Source organism: Marinobacter sp. LV10R520-4, from assembly GCF_002563815.1.
Taxonomy (GTDB): domain Bacteria; phylum Pseudomonadota; class Gammaproteobacteria; order Pseudomonadales; family Oleiphilaceae; genus Marinobacter.
This window is the reverse complement of the sequence record NZ_PDJM01000001.1, coordinates 290,832-312,835: the sequence shown is the minus strand read 5'-3', so window position 1 is coordinate 312,835 and position 22,004 is coordinate 290,832. Positions and strand designations below refer to the sequence as shown.

Below are 22,004 nucleotides of genomic sequence, written 5' to 3'. Positions count from 1 at the left end.
AACAAATCTGATGCTGCCCTAAACATGACAAAAGGATGCCAATGTGACTGAATTACATCCGGATTTGCGGGAAAACGTGAGGATGCTGGGAGAGCTGTTAGGGCAGAGTATCCGTCAGCACCCCGGGCAGCAGTGTTTCGACACAATTGAAGAAGTACGAGCTGCCGCCAAAGCGGACCGGCTTCAGGAAAGCGGCTCGGGCCAACGCCTGGTGAATCTGCTGGGCCAGCTGGGCGACGATGAAATCCTGCCGGTGACCCGCGCTTTTAACCAGTTTCTGAACCTGGCCAACCTGGCCGAGCAATATCACGGTATCCGTCGCAATCGCGGTCACAGCGCTGACCTGATGGTGGAATCATTCTCCGAAGTATTCCAGCGTTTGTTAGCCGGCGGCATAAGCGCTGACGAACTGCACCGCCAGGTGGTCAACCTGCGGGTGGAGTTTGTGTTGACAGCCCACCCCACAGAAGTGACTCGCCGCACCCTGATTATGAAGTACGACGACATGTCGGACTGCCTGGAGCAGCTGGACCATCAGGATCTGATGCCCGGCGAGCGCGACGAAATCGTGCGCCGTTTGACCCGACTGATTGCCGAGGCCTGGCACACCGATGAAATTCGCTACGATCGCCCCACCGCGGTAGATGAAGCCAAATGGGGCTTTGCGGTGATCGAAAACAGCCTGTGGACAGCGTTACCAAGATTCCTCGAAAGCCTGGATACCGCTCTGGTCGAAGCCACCGGTAAAGGCCTTCCGCTGCAAGCCACTCCGGTGCGGGTAGCGTCCTGGATGGGCGGTGACCGTGACGGCAACCCTAACGTCACCCACCAGGTTACGCGCAAGGTGTTTTTGCTGGGCCGCTGGATGGCTGCGGATCTGTATATGAAAGACATTACAGCGCTGCGCGCCGAACTGTCTATGTGGCAGGCCAGCGATGAGCTGCGATCAAGGGTAGGCGATACCCGTGAACCTTATCGCCAGATTCTGGGCGAGCTACGCGACCAGCTCAGCCGCACCCGTGACTGGGCCGAAGCCAGTATTAGCGGCGCTGCCGCCGACAGCAACCGCATATTGTTCGCCAACAGTGAGTTCACCGAACCCCTGGAGCTGTGCTACCGCTCACTGGTTGAGTGTGGTCTTGAACACATCGCCAATGGACCGCTACTGGACACTATTCGCCGTGCCCATACCTTTGGCTTGCCATTGAGCCGTCTTGATATTCGCCAGGAAGCGGCCCGTCACGCTGAGGCTGTGGCCGAAATTGTGGGTTATCTGGGGCTTGGGGATTATCAGGCCTGGTCAGAAGTAGAACGTCAGGCGTTTCTGGTGCGCGAGCTTAAAGGCCGTCGCCCGCTGATTCCGCGTAACTGGCAGCCCAGTGAAGCGGTGGAGGAAGTGCTGGCCACCTGCAAGGTGGTGGCCGAGCAAACGCCGCAGGCGTTGGGCTCCTATGTGATTTCCATGGCCAGTAAGCCGTCCGATGTGCTGAACGTTATTCTGCTGCTGCGCGAGGCGGGCATGCAGTACCCGATGGCGGTGGTACCGCTGTTTGAGACATTGAATGACCTGAGCGGTGCGCCGCAAAGCATGACCGAGCTTTATCAGATTGACTGGTATCGCGACTACTGCGACGGCAAGCAGGAAGTCATGATCGGCTATTCCGATTCGTCGAAAGATGCCGGCCAGATGATGGCTGCATGGGCCCAGTACCAAGCCCAGGAAGCGCTGACAAAAGTGGCCGCAGAATACGATATGCGCTTGACCTTGTTCCACGGCCGTGGCGGCACGGTTGGACGTGGAGGCGGCCCGGCTAACCGGGCTATCCTGTCGCAGCCGCCGGGATCGGTCAACGGCAGCTTCCGCATTACCGAGCAGGGCGAGATGATTCGCTTCAAATTCGGTATGCCGGATCTTGCCGTGCAAAGTCTGACGCTCTACACCACTGCGGTCATCGAGGCCACACTGGCGCCGCCGCCCCAGCCCCAAGACAGTTGGCGTGACACCATGAACTGGTTGACTGAACGCTCGTTAAAGGCTTACCGCGACGTGGTGCGGGACGACCCGCAATTTGTGCTTTATTTCCGACAGGTTACCCCGGAGCAGGCGCTGGGCAAACTGGCCTTGGGCAGTCGCCCGGCGCGGCGCAAAGCCGGTGGTGGCGTTGAAAGCCTAAGAGCCATACCCTGGATATTTGCCTGGACTCAAATGCGCCTGATGCTGCCGGCTTGGCTGGGCAGCGACGTAGCTCTGGAAGCAGCCGCCGAAGATCAACGTACAGACCAGTTGCGGGAAATGATGGCGGGTTGGCCGTTTTTCCGCACCTACATCGATATGCTGGAGATGGTTTTGGCAAAGGCCGACCTGCGCATCGCCAGCTATTACGAGCAGACCTTGGTGGACGACCCGGCGTTGCGGGCCCTGGGTGAAAATCTGCGCCAGCGCTTGAGCCGCTGCATTCACCGGGTGCTGGAATTGAAGCAGCAGGACCACCTGCTGGCAGACGAGCCAGTATTTGCTCATTCGATGAATGTGCGCAATCCGTATACCGACCCTTTGCATTATCTGCAGGCCGAACTGCTGCGGCGCGAGCGCCAAAGCGAAGGCACAGGCGAGCATGACGGAAGCCATAGCGGAAAGGTACCGGAACTGGTTGAGCGGGCCCTGAAGGTCACCATGGCCGGCATCTCGGCGGGTATGCGCAACACCGGCTAAGGCGGGCGCTGCGAATATCATCGCCGTTTTTGTAACGCACTTTTCTGGAGTTTCAATTTGCCTTTTGCACCGCGTATTGAGCCGTTTTCGGCCCGCAAAGGGCCATTGGCAGCAGAGCTGACGCTGGATGACGTTGCCGCCAGGCTGCAGAAGCTGTACCGACTGCCGCCGATGCCGGCCCTGGCTTTACGGATTCTGGAGCTGACGGCCAATCCGGAGGCGACCGCAAAACAGTTGGCCGAGGTGATTGAGCTAGACCCAAGCATGACCTCGCAGCTGATACGTTACGCCCGTTCCGCACTGCTCGGCTATCGCGGCCAGATCAATTCGGTGCAAGACGCGGTCGCCCGGGTGCTGGGATTTGAGCGGGTTGCCCACGTGGCTATGGGTATTGCCGCGGTAAAAGCCTTTGATGTGCCCCGCGAAGGCCCGTTGGGGATTGATCAATTCTGGCGCCATTCCTTGTATTGTGCTTTTTTGAGCGCCAGCCTGGCCCGCCGCTGCGGAGCCGAACCCGGTATGGCCTATATGTGCGGGCTTTTGCATAATTTTGGGCTACTGCTTATCGGGCACCTGTTGCCGGCAGAGTACGCTCGCCTCAGCGAGTTGCGTGAAACGCAGCCAGAAGCCAGTATGCAACAATTGGAGCAGCAGATATTCGGCGGTGCTGACCAATCCATGGTGGCAGTGGGCCACGGCACTATCGGTGGTGTTCTTCATCGGCTGTGGAATTTGCCGGGGCCCGTTATAAAAGCGGCCGCCATGCACCAGCGCGGCGAATACAGTGGCGAGCATCAGCTTTATGTAAACGCGGTCATGCTGGCAAATGCTCTTCTTAAAGACATCGGTATCGGTGATGAACTTGTCCCTGACGATACCGACGCTCTTGCCGCAAGGCTGGGCCTGGAACAGCGCGATCTGGAACAGGCCTTTGCGGAAGTTGCCGATGTGGCCGACGATCTTGACGCCATGGCGGCGGCGCTAAGTTAACGGCAGGCTTTATTTCGGTATTCCACTGTATACAAACGGGCATGATACTGAGGTCGGCTTTCGCTTGACGGCTCGACTTCGTATAATGCGCCACCCTTAAGCCTTAACTCGGGTAAAAAAGCAGAGAGGCTGCGGCAAAGGCATGTGTTTTTGCCATAGCTTTTTCAATTTAGTCATTATTTCAGGAGCATAAACTATGCGTATCATCATGTTGGGCGCCCCGGGCGCCGGTAAGGGTACACAGGCTCAGTTCATAACAGAGCGTTTCGATATTCCTCAGATCTCCACCGGTGACATGCTGCGCGCTGCGGTCAAGGCCGAGTCGGATCTGGGCAGTAAGGTCAAGGAAGTCATGGCCTCGGGTGGATTGGTGTCAGACGACATCATCATCGCTTTGATTGACGAGCGTATTCAGAAAGTGGACTGCAAAAACGGCTTTCTGCTCGACGGCTTTCCGCGCACCATTCCTCAGGCTGAAGCGCTTAAAAATCAGGGCATCGCTATTGATTACGTGGTTGAAATCACCGTTGCCGATGAAGAAATTGTCAGCCGCCTGTCAGGCCGACGCGTGCACGAAGGCAGTGGTCGTATTTATCATGTGAAATTCGATGCCCCAAAAGTGGAAGGCGAAGACAACGAAACCGGCGAAGCGTTGATTCAGCGTGAAGACGATAGCGAAGAAACCGTGCGCAAACGCCTGGGTATCTATCACCAGCAGACCGCTCCGCTTATCGGTTACTACAAGGGTTGGGCTGCCAAAGATGCGGACAGCGCGCCACGTTATGTTCAAGTTGAAGGCATTGGCAGTCTGGACGATATTCGCGCCCAGATCAGCGCCAAGCTGAAGTAAGCCGATGAAATTACTGGCACTGGACACCTCGGCCGCAGGCTGCTCGGCGGCTCTCTGGCTGGGCAGTGCAGAAGCGGGTTTAGCCTATGAGCGTTTTGAAATTGCGCCACGGGGCCATACCCGTTTGCTGATGCCTATGGTTCGCAGCCTGTTGCAGGAACACGGGCTGGAGCCTGCTGATCTTGATGCAGTCGCTTTCGCCTGCGGGCCGGGGTCGTTTACCGGGTTGCGTATTGCCACCGGCGTGGTGCAAGGCCTGGCTTGGGGGCTGAACATACCGGTCATACCGGTGTCATCGCTGGCGGCCGTGGCCTTGGATGCCTTGATCCAGGCCGGCGCCACTCAAGGCCAGCGCGTGGCGGTGGCCTTTGACGCACGGATGGGCGAGGTGTATTGGGGCTGTTATCAGCTGCTTGATGGCGCACCGGTACTGCTCGGAAAAGAGCGGGTTTGCGCACCCTCTGCGCTGGCAATGCCGGCAGCAGAAAGCTCTGCTGGCGACGTTGAAGGTGCTCATGCCAGAGCCGACGACGCCGATTGGCTTGGTGCCGGTTCCGGTTGGGCTTTGAGTGAACAGATGCCCGAGGCTGTGACCTCTGCGTTGGTGGCCTTGCCCAGCATTGATTTGGTGCCAAGAGCTGCGTGCGTTGCCCGCATGGCCGCCAAACAGTTTGCCGCGGGTGCCGGTGTGTCGGCACAGCAGGCTCAGCCTGTGTACCTGCGCGACGAAGTAACCTGGCAAAAACTGCCTGGCCGCAAGTAATGCAGGTTTCTCTGGCTGTAAATCTGGCCGTAGCCTGCTCGGCACTAGGCGATAAGCACCGTGCGCAGGAATTGGCCACAGAGCTCGGCGTGTCGCTGGTAGCCGCTACAGATCCGCGCCGCGTAACAAGCGTTCCTTTGCTGGTGACCCTGGATGAGCAAGGGCTAGCTTTGCAGCTGACGGGTAAGGGCGCGCCAGGCCCCGTTCGGGTCGAATTCGTCAGCGGCAAAATGGGTTTTCGTCGCGAACACGGCGGTGGCACCGGGCAACTGGTGGCGCGGGCTGTGGGTCTGCATAAAACGCGCACCCCTTTGCACGTGCTGGATGCCACCGCAGGCTTGGGCCAAGACGCGTTTATTCTGGCGGGCCTGGGCTGCCGGTTGACTCTGTTTGAACGCCACCCCGTCATTCACGCTTTGCTGCAAGACGGCTTGGCCCGCGCCGCACTCAATGTTGAGTGCGCGCCGGTGGTTGCGCGCATGGACCTGCGCGCCGGCAGCAGTCTCGATTTTCTAAGCCAGGTCGAATCCTGCGAGCCGGAACACGCGTTGGCGGATGTCATTTATCTGGACCCAATGTTTCCCCACCAGGACAAAACCGCTCTGGTGAAAAAAGAAATGCAGGTGTTCCGCCATCTGGTGGGGCAGGATGAAGACACGTCACAGTTGCTTCAGCTGGCGTTAAACGCCGCGCGCTACCGTGTGGTGGTCAAACGCCCGCGCAAAGCTCCGGCTATAGATGGCGCAACACCCACCACCCGGGTAGAAGGTAAGAGCAGTCGCTACGATATCTACAGTTTACGGGCTCTACCCTGAACCCCTGCCTTTAAATTCCCATGCGGGTAACGTTTTCAATGGCTAGCTGTTTTTCCACGCTGAGCACCAGTCGGGCATCTTTGGCGACTTCGTCCAGACTGCCGTCGTAATAAATCACCCCCTGTTCGTCGGTGCTAATCACCTTGTTACTCTGCAATGCGCTGATAAATTGGCGAAACAGGTTCTTGTCAAAAAATTCTGGTGCGTTCAAACCAAACAGAATGGACATGCGCTCGGCTAAAAGAGTGCTTTGCTCCTCCAGTGCCTCTGTGGTGATTTTACCTGAGCCGTAGCGGCGTAATATGCCCACCACAATGTGATAGCGCTCCAGCGTCTGGATGATAAACCGCGACAGTAAGCGGAGCCGTACCATGGCATCAGTGCCGTCAACCGGTCGCGCAATCCGCCCATCTTCTTGCTTTAGCAAAAGGCCCTGGGCGATCAGAACGTCCAGCCAGCGGTTAATAATATGGGTGACCTGCTGATCGCCCTGGTATTTCAGGAACAGCTCGTTCTGCAAATAGGGATAGGCGATGCTGGCCAGAGACACAATGTTTTCCCGCGCCAGTGAATGGCGGTTTTCAAACAGGCAGGCAATCAGTGAGGGCAGGGCAAACAGGTGCTGAATGTTGTTGCGATAATAGGTCATCAGGGTCGCGTTACTGCCTTGCAGAACGATAATGTCCCCCAGCTTTTGCGGCTGACGGCCCACCAGCCCCATGGCTTCGGAATACGCCAGCCAGTCGCTGCCGCTGCCGTCGGGCAGGGTGACTGTGTCGGCATAGGGGCAGGCTCGCAGCAGGTCTGCGCACTGGTCCATCAAACGAACCAGCTGGGTTTCACCCATGGCCGGGCGCTCGTTGCCCAGCAGCACGGTTGCGGTCATGCCAATGGGGTTAACCGCGACCGCCGCATTGATGTTCTGCGCCACGCGCGCAGACAACGCGCTGACGACCTGGTTCAGCCAGGGTGGCCGGTATTCATCGCCATAGGATAGTTCGCGCCAGTCGCTCTGAGTGTGGTCCAGCACCTCGGCCAAGGGGATGGCGTCGCCGAAATTGAGGGCAACCCGGCCGAAGGACTTATTGAGTTTGCGTACGGTTTTGGCCAGGCCAAACACGCTCTCTTTGGGTTTTTTCCTGCCCCGTAGCTCGCCCAAATAGGAACGGCCTTCCATCACTTTTTCATAGCCCACGTAAACCGGTACAAACACAATAGGTTTCTTATGATTGCGCAAAAAGCTGCGCACCGTCATTGCCAGCATACCGGGCCGCGGCTGCAGCATTCGGCCGGTGCGGCTGCGGCCGCCCTCAACGAAGTATTCCAACGAGTAGCCGCGGGTCAGCATCACGTGCATGTATTCGTTGAACACGGTGGCGTAGAGCGGGTTGTCGCGAAAGCTGCGGCGCATAAAAAAGGCACCGCCGCGGCGCAGTATGGGCCCTACTAACGGCATATTCAGGTTGATGCCCGCCGCTATGTGCGGTGGTACCAGGCCATTCTGATAAAGCACGTATGACAGCAGCAGGTAGTCAATGTGGGAGCGATGGCAGGGCACGTAAACAACCGCGTTGTCGCGGGCAACGTCTCTGACAGCCTGAATGTTATTCACCGAAACGCCGTTATAAATGCGATTCCACAGCCAGGTCAGTAACACGTCCATAACGCGGACGGTCGCTACCGACATGTTGGCGGCGATTTCGTCGGCGTATTTGTAGGCTTTGAGCTGCACTTTGTCTTCGGCCATGTTTTGCTGCGAGGCTATGTCACGGATGGCCTGTTTGACAGCCTGTGTGCGCAACAGATCTTCGACCAGTGTGCGGCGGTGTGACAGGTCTGGCCCTAATACGGCCTGGCGAACCCGGCGGAAATGAGTGCGCAGTAGCCTCGCCAGTTTGCGGCTGGCCAGTTCTTCGCTGTTGCGATATTCCTCCAGCAGCGGCTGCAGGCGCAGCGCTTTGTCGAACTGCACGTAAGTGTTGCGGCCGTGCACCAGAATGATCAAAAACTTTTGCAAGCGGCCCGCCACAGACCAGCTGTCTGACAGCAACAGTTTGAATAGCGATTTTTCTTTGTCTGGCGAGCGCCCCCAGAGCAGCGATACTGGAACAATGTGCCAGTCTTGATCGGGGTTTTTGATCGCGTGCCGAACCACCGCCTTGAAGTCGTCAGTGGCCACCGGCGTTTGGCGCCCGCCCCGAAGTAGCCTGCCTGCGCGGCGGTAAAGAAAAACAAACCAGGGCAGGGCAGCAGACCTGGGCGCTTTCTTGCGAGTATCGTGGGGTAAACCTGCGCGCAGGACTTCTTGCTCTAATACCAGGCGACTGGACAGCGAGCTGTACTGCAATACGTAACACACGGGCTGCTGCGGGTTCAGGCCCAGAGCTTCGGGCGTGGCACCGGTAACCTGAGTGCGCACCCAAAGAAACAGGATTTTTCGAAAAATGGCGAGAATCAGGCGGCGAATGCCCTGGAAAAATGCCATGGGGGGTGTTGCTCCGTAGAAATTCAGCTGTCGAGTTTACCGGCTTGGAGCCCGCCGGAAAAGCGGCTCGCCATTCTGTGCTGACGGCGCAGGCGCTGTCTGTGCTTTGGCTGCAGGCGCTATGATACATTAAAGCCATCAATCTTAGTGCCGGTGCGAACATCGTGCACCGGTGTCATATCAGGATCGAGTTTTAACCATGTCTCAGAGAAACGTTCCAGCCTATCAACGCACCCGCGAGCAAAGTGGTCGCGAGCTTGAAGCAAATTGGGTTGCGGGTTGGGGGCCACAGCCGTTGCAGGCTGGTGACTGGGTGTTGCGGGTCAGCGGCGATATGGTGCTGAAACCCGCCAGCGGCTGGTTGCAGCAGTTAGCCGCCGATGAAGTAGCGTCGCTGTCCGCCAGTGCGGTTTCGCTGGGCCAGTTTCAGGGCCGGCCGCTGTTTGTGGTCAACCAGACAGACGGCGCCCTGGCAGGCCTGGAACCCTTGTTGCTGCGCGACGTGATCTTGCACACCGATGACGCCCCGATAGCGCTGGTCAGCATCGCCGTGCAGTTAGCGCACTGGTGGCGCGATCACCGGTTTTGCGGGCGCTGTGGCACGGCCACCGTAATTCACGCCCGTGAGCGCGCACGCTGGTGCCAGAATTGTGAAATACCCTGGTATCCGCGGGTTGCTCCCTGCGTGATTGTGGTTATCCGCCGCGGCGAGCGCATGTTGCTGGCGCGTTCGTCCCGCACGCGCCGGCCGATGTACAGCCTGATTGCGGGCTTTGTCGAACCCGGTGAAAGTCTGGAGCAGGCGGTGGCCCGCGAGGTCAAGGAAGAAACTGGTTTGCAGGTAACCAATATACGCTATCGGCTGTCACAGCCCTGGCCGTTTCCTCATCAGTTGATGGCCGGTTTTTTTGCCGACTATGATGGTGGTGAATTGGTGTTGCAGCAGGATGAGCTGGCAGACGCCGGCTGGTTTGTGCCAGGTCACACGCCGCCCGTGCCGCCATTAACCACCATTTCCGGGCAGCTGATTCATGAGATGTCTGAGGAAATTCTGGCGCACATTGCGGACAGGACGAATCGGTGAACGAAGTGTCGCCCCCCAGTGTGCTGGTGTTTGACTCTGGCGTAGGCGGGCTCAGCGTGGCTGCCAGCATTCGGCGCCTTTGCCCGCAATTACCTATTGTGTACCTGGCAGACAACGCAGGATTTCCCTATGGCGACAAACTCGAAGCGGAGGTTGTAAAGCGTACTTGCAGCCTGGTCACCAGCGCTTTGGCAGAGTTTGATTGCCATATTGTGGTTATAGCCTGCAACACTGCCAGCACGGCGGCGTTGCCGGCGTTGCGCCAATGTGTATCGCAGGCGGTTGTGGGTGTGGTGCCAGCCATCAAGCCGGCGGCGGCGATCAGTGTTAATCGCCGTATCGGGATACTGGCGACTCCGGCCACCGTGGCAAGGCCGTATCTGGACCAGCTGATTGCGGATTACGCTTCTGACTGCCAGGTGTGCCGTATTGGGCAGCCAAATCTGGTGCATTGGGCGGAGGCGCTGGCGCGGGGCGAACGTGTATCGCACGAGCAGCTGGCTGACGTTCTGGCTCCGTTTGAGCTCGCAGGGGTAGACACGGTGGTATTGGGTTGCACTCATTATCCACTGCTGCTGCCTGCTTTGACGCAGGCAGCGCCCGGTGTGCGGTTTTGGGTCGACAGTGGTGATGCCATCGCGCGCAGGGTAGAGCAGTTGCTCGTCTCCTTAAAATCAGCGCAACCGCAAGCGCTCACATTGCAGGTGCAGCCGGGCATACCGCCAAAGCCTTTGCAGCAGGCGCTGTTCACCGCGTCAGTGCCCCTCGGAATCGAACATTTCATGACCGACCTTGGCCTTGCTCCCGGTGCTATAATTGGTTTGTGGAAGCGTATTTAAAGCCGGCGTAAGCTCGCAATTTGCCGTCTTGTTGACGTCATTTTTTGCAACTTTGCCACACGTTCACGTTAATTAGTACGTTCGTCTAATTCAACAAAAGGCCATCGGCGTGGTGAACTGTAGCTAACTATAGGTATCCCGATGGCGGGCCGTTAGGTTCGCTCGCTCTGAATTTCAAACCCATAATGACAATAGACCAGGAAAAAGGGGAGCAACATGACTGATAAGCAGGTGTATCCGGTAACCCCGGAAGTGGCACAACACGCGCTCATTAATAAAGATCAGTATCAGGCAATGTACAAGCAGTCCATCGAAAACCCGGATCAGTTCTGGGCCGAACATGGCAAGCGCGTAGACTGGATCAAGCCGTTTACCAAAGTCAAAAACACCACTTACGATTACAATGCGCTGTCTATCAAGTGGTTTGAAGATGGCGAACTGAACGCGTCTGCCAACTGCCTGGACCGCCATCTGGAAAGCCGTGGCGACCAGACCGCCATCATTTTTGAAGGCGATGACCCTTCGGACTCCCGCAACGTCAGCTACCGGGAACTGCACGAGCAGGTGTGCAAATTTGCCAACGTGCTAAAAAGCCAAGGTGTTAAAAAAGGCGATGTGGTCACCATTTACATGCCGATGATCGTTGAAACCGCTGTGGTTATGTTGGCGTGTACCCGTATTGGCGCAATCCATTCGGTGGTCTTTGGCGGCTTTTCTCCAGAAGCGGTTGCCTCCCGGGTGGTTAATGGCAAATCCAGCATCGTGATTACCGCCGATGAAGGCCTTCGTGCCGGCCGCAAAATCCCGCTTAAAAAGAACGTCGACGCGGCGCTTAAAAACGACGGTCGCCACACCGTAAAAACCGTTATTGTGGTCACTCGTACCGGCGGTGATATCGCTTGGAAAGAAGGCCGCGACCAGCGTTATGAAGACCTGATGGCCAAGGCTTCGGCAGACTGCAAGCCCGAGCCCATGAACGCCGAAGACCCACTGTTCATGCTGTACACCTCCGGTTCTACCGGAGAGCCTAAAGGTGTGTTGCACACCACCGGTGGTTATCTGGTGTACGCCTCCATGACTCATCAATACATTTTTGATTATCACGATGGTGATGTGTACTGGTGCACCGCCGACTTCGGTTGGGTTACCGGCCACAGCTACATTCTGTATGGCCCTTTGGTCAACGGTGCCACGACGCTGCTGTTTGAGGGTGTGCCCAACTATCCGGACAGCTCGCGTATGGGCCAGGTGGTCGACAAGCACCAGGTGAATATTCTGTATACCGCGCCCACAGCCATTCGATCACTCATGGCCCAGGGCGAAAGCTGCATGGATGGCACCGATCGCAGCAGCCTGAGAATTCTGGGTTCGGTCGGTGAACCCATCAACCCGGAAGCCTGGGAGTGGTACCACCGGGTCATGGGCAACGGCAAATGCCCGATTGTAGATACCTGGTGGCAAACCGAAACCGGCGGTATCCTGATCTCCCCTCTGCCGGGCGCTACCGATTTGAAACCGGGCTCTGCGACCGTGCCATTCTTTGGTATTCAGCCGGCCCTGGTAGACGCCGAAGGCACGTTGCTGGAAGGCGAAGCCGAAGGCAATCTGGTGATTATGGACAGCTGGCCCGGGCAGATGCGCACCATTTATGGTGACCATGAGCGTTTCATTCAGACCTACTTCAGCGCTTACAAAGGCATGTACTTTACCGGTGACGGTGCCCGCCGTGACGCCGATGGTTACTACTGGATTACCGGCAGAGTTGACGACGTGCTGAACGTATCTGGCCACCGCCTGGGGACCGCCGAGGTAGAAAGTGCCATGGTGTCCCATCCGAAAGTCGCGGAAGCGGCGGTGGTAGGTTACCCCCACGACATCAAAGGGCAGGGCATCTACGTATATGTTACGTTGATGCAGGGCGAAGAGCCGACCGACGAGTTGAAAAAAGAGCTGGTACAGTGGGTGCGCAAAGAAATTGGCCCCATTGCCTCTCCGGATGTGATTCAGTGGGCAACGGGCTTGCCAAAAACCCGATCAGGCAAGATCATGCGCCGTATTTTGCGTAAGATTGCTGCCAACGAGTACGATCAGTTGGGCGACACCTCCACACTGGCGGATCCAAGCGTCGTTGACGATCTGATCAGCAGCCGTCAGTTAAAGTAGCCATCAGTCAAAGCAATCGACCGGCGAGCGCCGGGCACCTCAAGGATACCGTGGAATGGCACAAACAATTATTGTCGCGGACGATCACCCGCTGTTTCGGGCAGCATTGAAGCAGGCGGTGAACCAGGCAGTACCCGATGCTCTTACCGTAGAGGTCGACAGCATCAAGGCGCTGCAAGCGGCGATAGAGGCTCACCCGGATGCCGATCTGGTGTTACTGGACCTGAACATGCCGGGTGCTCACGGCTTCTCTGGGTTGGTGTTCATGCGCGGGCAGTATCCTGGCTTGCCGGTGGTGGTGGTGTCGGGTTCGGAGCAGTTGCAGGTAGTGCGCCGTTCAATCGACTATGGTGCGTCTGGCTTCATTCCGAAATCGGCGCCGCTGCCCACCATCACCAAGGCCATTCAGGACGTACTGCAGGGTGATGTATGGTTGCCTGAGGGCGCCGCGGACAAAATCGAACGCATGCATTCAGATGCCACCGATTTTTCCGAGAAACTGGCGTCACTCACACCACAGCAGTTTCGTGTGTTGGGTATGTTGGCCGAAGGCCTGCTGAATAAGCAGATCGCTTACGATCTGGAGGTGTCTGAAGCCACAATCAAAGCCCACATTACGGCGGTTTTCCGCAAACTGGGCGTGCGTAATCGCACCCAGGCTGTGATTGCCATTCAGCAGATGGAGATTGACCCGTCGGAGCAGTCGCTCTCGGGCAGCTAACCAAAACGGATAACAAAAAGCCGACGTGCTGTCACAGCCGTCGGCTTTTTTGTTTCTTTCTGTTTTTGTTCGGCGCCGTATGTTCAGCCTTTGGCGGCGTAGCCCAATCCTTTATCAACGCGATTGAACACCTCTTTATTCTGGTGCCAGCGATCAAAGTTCTGCAGGAACTGATCCACCAGAGCCCGCCGCCAGCCAATAAAATCGCCGGCCATATGGGCCGTCATGATTACGTTTTCCCGATCCCATAGCGGATGGTCGGCCGGCAGCGGTTCTTCTTCAAACACGTCCAACGCGGCACCGGCAATCTGACCCTGTTCCAAAGCGGCGATCAGGTCATCGGTTTTAACAATCGGGCCGCGACCAATGTTGATCAGGCGTGCGCTTTTTCGCATCGCGGCAAAGGCGGCGCTGTCAAAAAGGCCCTCGGTTTGTGGTGTCAGCGGTGCCGCAATGACCACGTAATCGGCTTTGCCAAGTTGCTCATGGAGCTGATCGTTGGCGTGTACCGCAACGAAGTCTGCATCTTGCGGGCGGGCGCTGCGGGCGATGCCATGGGGGTTCATGCCGATGGCCTTCGTTAGACGGGCAATTTGTCGACCGATGGAGCCGGCACCCACCACCAGCACGTGTTTGCCTTCTGCTCTTTCCGTGTCGCGGTGCTGCCAGCGATGCGCTGACTGAAATCGCAACGATGCCGGGAAGTCTTTGGCAAACATGAGAATGGTGCACAATACATACTCGGCAATCGTGCGATCGAAAATGCCGCGGGCGTTGGTGACCATCACCTTGCTGCTCACCAGCGCCGGAAACATAAGCGCATCCACGCCGGCGCTGGTGGCGTGAATCCAACGCAGCTCATTGGCGCAGTGCCAGGCGGCTTCCAGCGCTTCTGTGCGAAAATCAGTGACCAACATCACCGAGGTACCGGGCAAGGTGTTCTTCAGTGTTCTCTCGTCCCAGGCGTGACGTATTTCTACGCGCGACCGCAAAGCATGTAAGCCCTCGGGTTGCGGATCACCGGGCGCAGTCAGAATGGTAATCACCGGTTTTTTCTGTGTGGCCATGAGTGTTTTTCCCTTGAACCCTGGAGCGTGAATGGATTAACGAGTGTGCTTACAGTCTGGACAGCGCATAGGCTGGGGTCAACCTGTAGATGCGTGCTTGTAGAGCCTGCCTAACGAGGCTAACCTGCAGTTACAGCGGAATTTTCCGTCTCACGTCGTCGCAGCTTGCAGGAGATAACTTATGGTGGCGTCCGCCAACCACGAAAGCGGCCAGGCTAGAAGCAGAACCGTCAAATACCGCAAAACCAAAGCCAGCTGGAACCCTGCGATGCAGGCGGTTCCCATACCCGGTATTCGTCGCATGGTGAATCTGGCGGCCACCATGAAAGACGTGATTCATCTGTCCATTGGCCAGCCAGATCTACCCACGCCCAAACACATCATTGACGCTTACGTAGATGCTCTTCATGCCGGCCAAACCGGCTACACCATGGATGCGGGCTTGCCAGAATTGGTAACGGCTTTGCGCGACTATTACAGCAAACGTTACAACCGCAAGCTTACTCGCGACAATATCCTGGTGACCAATGGCGCCACCGAAGCCATGTACCTGGCTATAGCCGCAACCGCCGCACCCGGGCGTCAGTTTCTGGTGACAGATCCGTCTTTTCTGCTGTATGCACCGCTGATCCGTATGAACGGTGGCGAGGTGAAATATGTGCCGACTCACGTGGAAAACAACCACCAGTTAGATCCAAACGACGTTATCCGAGCGATTGGGCCGCGCACCTACGCGATGATTCTGAATAATCCGAACAACCCCACCGGAGCGGTGTATCCGCGTTCAACCGTGGAAGCCATCTTGGAAGAATGTGCCTATCGCGGCATTCAGGTTTATGCCGACGAGGTTTACGATCACCTGATTTTTGATGACGATGAATTTGCCAGTGTTTTAACCTGCGCGGTGGATCTGGACAACATCATGTGCATCAGCAGTTTCTCCAAAACTTACAGCATGGCGGGCCTTAGAGTTGGCTGGGTAATCTCCAGCCAAGCGGCCATCAAGTCGCTGCGGCGCTATCACATGTTTACCACGTCGGTGGCGAACACGCCGGCCCAGTTCGCCGGTGTGGCAGCATTAACCGGCGATCAGCAATGCGTAAAGAACATGGTCGATATTTACCGCGAGCGTCGCGACAAGGTTGTTGAACTGATCGCCCAGACGCCGCATTTGACCGGCTACAAGCCGGGTGGGGCTTTCTATGCCTTTCCGGATTTACCCCCCCATGTGGATGGCACCGACTTGGCGTTGCGAATGCTAAAAGAAACCGGGGTCTGTGCCGTGCCCGGAGATTCCTTTGGCGAGGGCTGCACCAATGCCCTGCGTTTCAGCTTTTCAACCACCTGTGAAAAGCTGGATGCAGCATTTGACCGTATCATTCCGTGGATGGCAAAGCAGAATTTCTAGCTTTTTTGTCGGCGCAACAATAATGCCAAGCGGGACTTGCCCGCTTGGCAACCGTGGGTCAGGATAGAGCCCGAACCCACGGAGGCAACATTAATGATCGGATTTTCGAACACCACACGCTGGTTGTGCATTGTTTTGCTGGCCGTTCTGGCCAGCGGTTGCGCCAGCCTTTCTCCTTACGCAGTGTCCGAAGGTGAGCTTGAACGCCACCTGCAGGATGCTGTGCGCGATTATGATCGCAAGCAGTTGCAAAACGGCTCGCCATTAAGTCTGAGCTTGAATGACGCGGACATCACCCTTGGCCCTGACGGTCGTGACGTAGTCGTAATAGGGTTGAAGGGCCAAGTAGCTCTCAATGTGTTGATGGCAAAACTGCCAGTGGATATCTCGTTGAAGCTTGAAGGTGCTCCGGTTTATGACAGCGCTGAAAAGGCGGTGTATCTTCGTCGTTTACAATTATTGGAAAGCAACGTTGAATCACCACTGTTCCGCGGTGACCTTAAGCCCGTTACCGACACGGTTATGCGGGTAGTGGCGCAAATGCTGGAAACCATGCCGATATATCGCTTAGACGATAGCAGCATGGCCCAGCGACTGTTTGGCATGGTGCCCATGGATATCCGCTTAGCGCCAGGCCGGCTTGAGTTTGTTATGGCCGACTAGGCACAGCGGTGTTTACTTTTAGGTCAGGCGCTTAACCGTGCACAAACGGCTGCGCCGATCTCTGCGGTTGATCGTCGCTTGCCGCCGTGCTTTGCCAGGTCTGCGGCTGTGGCCTCAAACAGGGCATGGCCTGCCGCGGCCATAGCCGGATCTTTACGAGCTAACCAATCCAGCATGCGCGCGGTGGTGAATAGCATGGCCGTGGGGTCCGCAAGGCCCTGGCCGGCAATATCCGGCGCGCTGCCATGAGTGGGCTCGAACATCGACGGCATGCTTGGGTCGGTGGGGTTCAGGTTGCAGGATGGTGCCACCCCCAAGCCGCCGGACAGCACCGCAGCCAGATCGGTTAAAATATCGCCCTGCAGATTGCTGGCCACCACCACATCAAACGCCCACGGGCTCTGCACGAACTTCATGCAGGCGGCATCCACCAGCTCATGATGGGTTGCCACATCCGGGTATTCCAGGCTCATGCGCTCAAACACTTCGGTATAAAGATCACCCCAGTAACGCAAGGCGTTGCGTTTGGTGACGAGGCAAACCTGGCTTTCACAGACGCGGCCATCTAATGTCTGAAACTGGCGTGTCTCGTCGTGTTGCTTGCGGTGAATGGCTCGGGCGCGGGCCTGCTCGAAGCCGTAACGAATGATGCGTTCGCTGGCGAAATGGGTAAATACTTCAATCTGGGTAGCCACTTCATGGGGCGTACCCTGGCGCAGGCGCCCGCCCTGGCTGACGTATTCTCCCTCTGAGTTTTCCCGAATGACCAGCATGTCGATGTCGCGTGCGCGATCGTCCGCCAGGTACTGGCGAGCGCCGGGCAGCAAGCGCGCGGGCCGCTCGCAAACCCACTGGTCAAAGCCCTTACGGATCTGCAGTAAGGGCGCCAGCGACACGCTGTCAGACAACAGATAACGATTGCGATCGGTCACCGGGCCAGGGTCGCCCAAGGCGCCCAACAAAATGGCATCAAAAGCGCGCAATTGATCCAGAGCGTCAGCAGGCATGGATTCGCCGTGTTGCTGGTGCCAATGGTGTGAGGGCCAGGGGAATTGGTGCCAACCCAGATCCAGTTTGAAGCGCTGGCGTAGTAACTCAAGACAATGAACGGCTTGATTGACCACTTCCGGGCCAATACCGTCGCCGGGTGTGATAGCGATGTTGGTTGTAGCAGACATTCAAACTCCTTGGTTGGTAAACAAAAAAAGCGCTACGTTAGCGTCGTTGTGATGAGTGTAGCTGTGATGGCAGCCAATGCCACCGGCCGACTCGATGAGTTATTTACGGCTGAGTTGGTAATGTGTCGTAATCCTACATAAATATACGCAGAGAGGGTAATGACGTTGTCTGAAAAACTATATGAAAAAAGCCGGTGTGACGAATGTGGCTGTGACGAAGGTTTGGATGTCGCTTTTTCATTCGCGCATCAGCCTGGTGATTGCCAGTCCGCCGAACTTGATTAAGCAGTATATGACTCTGTTGCGTGGTAATGAGCATAATGATAACCAACTGGCAGTGGTTACCGGTATGCTGGTCATGTCGGACCAACGGGTTAGCCAAGTGATCGCCTGGGGGTGGAAACCATGGAGGAATATTGCTGGCTTCGGCAACAGGGCATCAGCCAGTTTCAGGGCTACTTGTTTGCCCGGCCAGGCTTTGAAGAACTGCCGGAACCTTTTTTTCCGGAGGAGTAATTTTCTCGAACTTGTGCCTGTGCACTGCACAAGCGTTTTGTTTATTTCTTTCTACCAAGGCAGGTGTGTGTGTTTTATCGTATTTTGACCGTTATTGGTGGCGCCGTTTTTGTGGCCATTTTGTTCGCTCTGGTTTGGCTGTTTTGCCGACTGTTTTTGCAGCGTCAGGGTGTTACCGAACAGCTGCAGGAGCGCGCCAACAACTTGGCCACCTGGACATTTTTGGGTATCAGTGTGGGCCTGGTGTTTGCCATTGGGGGCGCTTTTGTATTGGGGCCCCTGGCATTTTACCGCGCCTTGCGCGGGTATGGTCTGGCCGTTGACCCGGGTAAGGCAATTTGGTGGGGGTTTGCGATTGTGGCTGCCTCATTGGGCATCACTGCGGTCGGCTTCTTCGGTTTTCTGGGGCTGGTGGGCGCCTATTGAGGTGGGTCACGTATCAGTTTTTGGCGAAACCACACCAGTGCGGGTTCTTGCTCATAGGCTTTGTGCCAGTATAAATGAACATTCACCGGCGGAAATGGCGCCGGAGTTGGCATAACGGCAAGGTCATGATGGCTGGCCAGTAGCCGCGCGTAAGACGCCGGCATGGTCAGCAACAGTGCAGTGTTGGCCACCACCCGGCAAGCTGCAAAATAGTGCTGACAGCGCAAGCGTATATCCCGCTGCAGTCCCAGTCTTGATAACTCGAAATCCTCCACTCCTGAACCTGTGGCCCGCGACGACACCAGTACGTGCTGTGCTTGCAGGTACGCTGCCAAATAGCGCTCAGCCGATAACTCGCTACTGGTCTCAGTCGGCGCCATAGTCACCCACGGGTGGTCTTTGCGCGCCAGAACCACCAGCGGGTCCTGGTGCAACCATTGGTGGCCGGTGTGTTCGCTCACCGGCAGCAGCACGTCAATTGCAAAATCCAGTTTTCCCGCCGCCAGTTGGCTTTCCATGTCCCGGCGCGCCACTCTTTGACTAACAATGTCCAGATCCGGATAGGGCGCTAGCTGCGTCATCAGGTGGGGCAAAAATGTCGATTCCAAAATGTCGCGCAGAGCCAGCGAAAACGTCTTACGCTGATGTGCCGGGTCAAAGCTATGGAACTGAGCGACGGCGCTGTGTATCTGGTTGAGCCCTGGCCGCATGGAGTCTATAAATCGGGTGGCCAGCGGCGTAGGTACCATACGATTGCCCTGGCGGCTGAACAGTGGGTCATTAAACCAGGCCCGCAACCGCGCCAGCGAGTGGCTGAGCGCAGGCTGGGTCAGGTGCAGGGTCTTGGCGGCGCGGGTCAGACTGCCCTCGCGATAAATAGTGTCAAAAACCTGAAGCAGATTCAGGTCTGGCCGGTTTGCCGCCATGTTTTTCATCCCCGAGATGCGCAGTGATATCAATTTTACTAATGGTAAAGGATAAGAATAATTCAGTCGCGTAATACTTTGCCTGTGCCTACACTGCTTCTGGGTACACTGAACAGCAGTCGCAAACCGCGGGTGTCAGTAGCGCTCAGTCAGCGTAGGAGGTAAAGCAATGGATTTTTCAATTTCAGCCAAGGGCCAGGATTATCTGGAGCGGGTAAAACGCTTCATGGCCGACGAGATTGTTCCGGTAGAAGCACAGTACCACCGGGAGTTGGCGGCGCTGGATAACCGTTGGGTAGTGCTGCCCGTTATCCGCGAACTGAAGGCCAAAGCCCGTGAGCAAGGCTTGTGGAATCTGTTTTTCCCCGATGACACCTACGGTTGTGGCCTGCTGAATTCCGACTACGCGCTGATTGCCGAGGAGACCGGACGCAGCTTTATTGCGCCGGAAATCTTCAACTGCAACGCGCCTGACACAGGCAACATGGAGGTGCTGATCCACTATGGTTCAAACCAGCAAAAAGCGGAATGGCTGCCGCGTCTGCTGAGTGGTGAAGTTCGTTCGGCCTTTTGTATGACCGAACCCGACGTCGCCTCGTCAGACGCGACGACCATGGCGGCCACTGCCACGGTGGACGGCGATGAGGTGGTGCTGAACGGGCGCAAGTGGTGGAGTACAGGTGTGGGTCATCCGGACTGCAAGGTCGCCATTTTTATGGGCGTAACCGATACGGAGGCTGCCAAGCACCGTCGTCATTCGATGGTGTTGGTGCCGATGGATGCGCCGGGTGTCAGCATTGAGCGCATGTTGCCGGTATTTGGTGCCTTTGATGAGCCTTACGGCCATGGCGTGGTGGCGTTTAATAATGTGCGACTGCCGGTCTCTGCTTTTATTGCCGGGCCTGGCCGCGGCTTTGAGGTTGCCCAGGGCCGTTTGGGGCCGGGGCGGGTGCACCACTGCATGCGTGCCATTGGCGCTGCCGAACGGGCGCTGGAGTTGTTGATTAAACGGGCGCTATCCCGCGAGGCGTTCGGTCGGCCCTTGGCTAAACTGGGGGGCAACGTGGACAAGATTGCCAACGCGCGTATGGCCATCGAGCAGGCGCGTTTGTTGACGCTGAAGTGCGCCTGGGCGTTGGATACCAAGGGCATCGCTGGAGCATTGCAGGAGGTGTCGATGATCAAGGCGCTGGTGCCGCAGATGCTGCAGACGATTGTGGATGACGCTATTCAGATTCACGGTGGGGCTGGTGTGAGTGATGATGATTTTCCGCTGACGGCGTTGTTCGCGTATGCGCGGGTGTTGCGTTTGGCGGACGGGCCGGATGAGGTGCATCGGGCTATGGTGGCTCGGCTTGAGTTGCGTAAATATAACTGATTGCTCCGGAGTCTGGCAGCTTGCCGACGTAACGGCTGAAACACGCCTCAAGGCTCCCTGCGCGGCTTGGGCTCCGCCATCCATGGCTCCGCACAGTTTCATCCGCTACATCGGCAAGCTGCTCTTCGGCTTCGGCGATTGTAAGGTCGTATTTTCCACACATCAGGACATAATTATGACAAAAAGAGTGTTTATTACCGGTGGGGCCAGTGGGTTGGGGCGGGCGATTGCGCTGCGTTATGCCCGTGAGGGTGCGAAGGTGTGTATTGGCGATGTAAACCCGCAGCAAGGCGCCTTGGTGGAGCAGGAGATTTGTAAGGCCGGAGGTGAGGGCTATTACGTGGATTGTGATGTTCGCCGGCTGAAGGATCTGGAGCGGGTTCGGGAGGATCTGGCCGCGCGTTGGGGCGGGGTGGATATTGTGGTGAATAACGCCGGTGTGGCGTCGGCCGGGTCTATTGAAGACACGCCGATGGCGGACTGGGAGTGGATTCTGGACATTAATGTGCTGGGCGTAGTGCGGGGCTGTAAGGCGTTTACGCCTTTGTTCAAACAGCAGGGCGCGGGAACGTTTGTGAATATTGCGTCTATGGCGGGCCTGATGCTGGCGCCGATGATGAACAGCTACAACGTGTCCAAGGCCGGTGTCATTGCTCTGTCGGAAACCATGAGCCAGGAGCTGCGCGAGAACGGTATTCAGGTCAGTTGTGTATGCCCGGCGTTTTTTCAGACCAATCTGACCGAAGGTATGCGTTCGGTGATTCCCGGTATTCAGGGCAATGTCGCCAAGTTGATGAAGCGTTCCACGATTTCTGCGGAAGACGTGGCCGATGATATTTTTCGGGCGGTTCAAAGCAACACTTTCTGGGTTCTGCCCCACGTTAAGGAGCGCCGTATGTGGGTGCTCAAGCGCCACGCCCCCTGGGCTTTTGACTGGCTGATGCATCAGGGCAGTAAGAGCTGGATTAAAAAGATGAGTGCGAAGCCCAAATCCTGAAGGTGCCGGCACGGTCGAATTT

At 56.9% G+C, this 22,004-nt stretch carries 19 protein-coding genes; 15 read left to right on the top strand and 4 right to left on the bottom strand.

Annotation, left to right across the window (positions count from 1 at the left end; translation table 11 throughout):
• Positions 1–43: 43 nt before the first annotated feature.
• From ppc to ATG98_RS01440, 5 genes are all read left to right on the top strand, one after another.
• Entirely contained in the window at positions 44–2,713 is a 2,670-nt protein-coding gene (ppc, locus tag ATG98_RS01460) for a phosphoenolpyruvate carboxylase (RefSeq protein ID WP_098419196.1), read from the top strand.
• A gap of 57 nt (positions 2,714–2,770) precedes the next feature.
• Positions 2,771–3,703: an HDOD domain-containing protein gene (locus ATG98_RS01455; protein WP_228705991.1), complete on the top strand. Its 933-nt coding sequence runs from the start codon at positions 2,771–2,773 to the stop codon at positions 3,701–3,703.
• Positions 3,704–3,899: 196 nt separating this feature from the next.
• Positions 3,900–4,553 carry an adenylate kinase gene (adk, locus tag ATG98_RS01450; protein WP_098419195.1) on the top strand — a complete coding sequence of 218 codons (654 nt, stop codon included), beginning with the start codon at positions 3,900–3,902 and terminating at the stop codon, positions 4,551–4,553.
• 4 nt (positions 4,554–4,557) lie between these two features.
• Positions 4,558–5,316, top strand: coding sequence for a tRNA (adenosine(37)-N6)-threonylcarbamoyltransferase complex dimerization subunit type 1 TsaB (gene tsaB / locus ATG98_RS01445; protein ID WP_098419194.1), 759 nt, complete (start codon positions 4,558–4,560; stop codon positions 5,314–5,316).
• A complete protein-coding gene (locus ATG98_RS01440; protein WP_179888010.1) occupies positions 5,316–6,131 on the top strand; it encodes a class I SAM-dependent methyltransferase in 816 nt (271 codons plus the stop codon). The genes tsaB and ATG98_RS01440 overlap by 1 nt, the downstream gene beginning before the upstream one ends.
• 10 nt (positions 6,132–6,141) lie before the next feature.
• Here ATG98_RS01440 and plsB read toward each other — a convergent pair whose 3' ends face one another.
• Entirely contained in the window at positions 6,142–8,616 is a 2,475-nt protein-coding gene (gene plsB, locus ATG98_RS01435) for a glycerol-3-phosphate 1-O-acyltransferase PlsB (protein ID WP_098421979.1), read from the bottom strand.
• A gap of 199 nt (positions 8,617–8,815) precedes the next feature.
• Here plsB and nudC point away from each other — a divergent pair, with 199 nt between their 5' ends.
• The 4 genes from nudC to ATG98_RS01415 all read left to right on the top strand — a co-directional run bounded on the left by nudC (position 8,816) and on the right by ATG98_RS01415 (position 13,423).
• Entirely contained in the window at positions 8,816–9,700 is an 885-nt protein-coding gene (gene nudC, locus ATG98_RS01430) for an NAD(+) diphosphatase (RefSeq protein WP_098421978.1), read from the top strand.
• Positions 9,697–10,539, top strand: coding sequence for a glutamate racemase (gene murI / locus ATG98_RS01425; RefSeq protein ID WP_098421977.1), 843 nt, complete (start codon positions 9,697–9,699; stop codon positions 10,537–10,539). Before nudC ends, murI begins: the two co-directional genes overlap by 4 nt.
• 216 nt (positions 10,540–10,755) lie before the next feature.
• Positions 10,756–12,702, top strand: coding sequence for an acetate--CoA ligase (gene acs / locus ATG98_RS01420; RefSeq protein ID WP_098419190.1), 1,947 nt, complete (start codon positions 10,756–10,758; stop codon positions 12,700–12,702).
• Positions 12,703–12,757: 55 nt separating this feature from the next.
• Complete coding sequence (locus ATG98_RS01415) at positions 12,758–13,423, top strand: LuxR C-terminal-related transcriptional regulator (protein WP_098419189.1); 666 nt, start codon at positions 12,758–12,760, stop codon at positions 13,421–13,423.
• Positions 13,424–13,506: 83 nt separating this feature from the next.
• On the opposite strand, the gene ATG98_RS01410 is transcribed toward ATG98_RS01415, so the two are convergent.
• Positions 13,507–14,490: a D-2-hydroxyacid dehydrogenase gene (locus ATG98_RS01410; RefSeq protein ID WP_098419188.1), complete on the bottom strand. Its 984-nt coding sequence runs from the start codon at positions 14,488–14,490 to the stop codon at positions 13,507–13,509.
• Positions 14,491–14,671: 181 nt separating this feature from the next.
• Here ATG98_RS01410 and ATG98_RS01405 point away from each other — a divergent pair, with 181 nt between their 5' ends.
• The gene (locus ATG98_RS01405; protein WP_098419187.1) at positions 14,672–15,898 is read left to right on the top strand and encodes a pyridoxal phosphate-dependent aminotransferase; all 1,227 of its coding nucleotides are present in this window, start codon (positions 14,672–14,674) and stop codon (positions 15,896–15,898) included.
• A 93-nt stretch (positions 15,899–15,991) separates the two neighbouring features.
• The gene (locus ATG98_RS01400) at positions 15,992–16,561 is read left to right on the top strand and encodes a DUF1439 domain-containing protein (protein WP_098419186.1); all 570 of its coding nucleotides are present in this window, start codon (positions 15,992–15,994) and stop codon (positions 16,559–16,561) included.
• 23 nt (positions 16,562–16,584) lie between these two features.
• On the opposite strand, the gene ATG98_RS01395 is transcribed toward ATG98_RS01400, so the two are convergent.
• Entirely contained in the window at positions 16,585–17,739 is a 1,155-nt protein-coding gene (locus tag ATG98_RS01395; protein WP_098419185.1) for an isocitrate/isopropylmalate dehydrogenase family protein, read from the bottom strand.
• Between the two features lie 181 nt (positions 17,740–17,920).
• Between ATG98_RS01395 and ATG98_RS01390 the strand changes: the two genes are divergently transcribed.
• On the top strand, positions 17,921–18,343 hold the full coding sequence (locus ATG98_RS01390; protein ID WP_179888008.1) for a hypothetical protein: 423 nt from the start codon (positions 17,921–17,923) through the stop codon (positions 18,341–18,343).
• Positions 18,325–18,681: a hypothetical protein gene (locus ATG98_RS01385; RefSeq protein ID WP_098419184.1), complete on the top strand. Its 357-nt coding sequence runs from the start codon at positions 18,325–18,327 to the stop codon at positions 18,679–18,681. The genes ATG98_RS01390 and ATG98_RS01385 overlap by 19 nt, the downstream gene beginning before the upstream one ends.
• On the opposite strand, the gene ATG98_RS01380 is transcribed toward ATG98_RS01385, so the two are convergent.
• Positions 18,675–19,607, bottom strand: coding sequence for a LysR family transcriptional regulator (locus ATG98_RS01380; protein ID WP_098424349.1), 933 nt, complete (start codon positions 19,605–19,607; stop codon positions 18,675–18,677). The genes ATG98_RS01385 and ATG98_RS01380 overlap by 7 nt on opposite strands.
• Positions 19,608–19,776: 169 nt before the next feature.
• Between ATG98_RS01380 and ATG98_RS01375 the strand changes: the two genes are divergently transcribed.
• Positions 19,777–20,985, top strand: a complete 1,209-nt coding sequence (locus ATG98_RS01375) for an acyl-CoA dehydrogenase family protein (protein WP_098419182.1) — start codon at positions 19,777–19,779, stop codon at positions 20,983–20,985.
• A gap of 175 nt (positions 20,986–21,160) precedes the next feature.
• A complete protein-coding gene (locus tag ATG98_RS01370; protein WP_098424348.1) occupies positions 21,161–21,982 on the top strand; it encodes an SDR family oxidoreductase in 822 nt (273 codons plus the stop codon).
• Positions 21,983–22,004: the final 22 nt, after the last annotated feature.

Bases quoted from the DNA above. Each gene is read 5' to 3' on its own strand.
- adk (WP_098419195.1), top strand. From the start codon at position 3,900: ATGCGTATCATCATGTTGGGCGCCCCGGGCGCCGGTAAGGGTACACAG.
- tsaB (WP_098419194.1), top strand. From the start codon at position 4,558: ATGAAATTACTGGCACTGGACACCTCGGCCGCAGGCTGCTCGGCGGCT.
- ATG98_RS01440 (WP_179888010.1), top strand. From the start codon at position 5,316: ATGCAGGTTTCTCTGGCTGTAAATCTGGCCGTAGCCTGCTCGGCACTA.
- plsB (WP_098421979.1), bottom strand. From the start codon at position 8,616: ATGGCATTTTTCCAGGGCATTCGCCGCCTGATTCTCGCCATTTTTCGA.
- nudC (WP_098421978.1), top strand. From the start codon at position 8,816: ATGTCTCAGAGAAACGTTCCAGCCTATCAACGCACCCGCGAGCAAAGT.
- acs (WP_098419190.1), top strand. From the start codon at position 10,756: ATGACTGATAAGCAGGTGTATCCGGTAACCCCGGAAGTGGCACAACAC.
- ATG98_RS01415 (WP_098419189.1), top strand. From the start codon at position 12,758: ATGGCACAAACAATTATTGTCGCGGACGATCACCCGCTGTTTCGGGCA.
- ATG98_RS01410 (WP_098419188.1), bottom strand. From the start codon at position 14,490: ATGGCCACACAGAAAAAACCGGTGATTACCATTCTGACTGCGCCCGGT.
- ATG98_RS01405 (WP_098419187.1), top strand. From the start codon at position 14,672: ATGGTGGCGTCCGCCAACCACGAAAGCGGCCAGGCTAGAAGCAGAACC.
- ATG98_RS01400 (WP_098419186.1), top strand. From the start codon at position 15,992: ATGATCGGATTTTCGAACACCACACGCTGGTTGTGCATTGTTTTGCTG.
- ATG98_RS01395 (WP_098419185.1), bottom strand. From the start codon at position 17,739: ATGTCTGCTACAACCAACATCGCTATCACACCCGGCGACGGTATTGGC.
- ATG98_RS01390 (WP_179888008.1), top strand. From the start codon at position 17,921: ATGAAAAAAGCCGGTGTGACGAATGTGGCTGTGACGAAGGTTTGGATG.
- ATG98_RS01380 (WP_098424349.1), bottom strand. From the start codon at position 19,607: ATGGCGGCAAACCGGCCAGACCTGAATCTGCTTCAGGTTTTTGACACT.
- ATG98_RS01375 (WP_098419182.1), top strand. From the start codon at position 19,777: ATGGATTTTTCAATTTCAGCCAAGGGCCAGGATTATCTGGAGCGGGTA.
- ATG98_RS01370 (WP_098424348.1), top strand. From the start codon at position 21,161: ATGACAAAAAGAGTGTTTATTACCGGTGGGGCCAGTGGGTTGGGGCGG.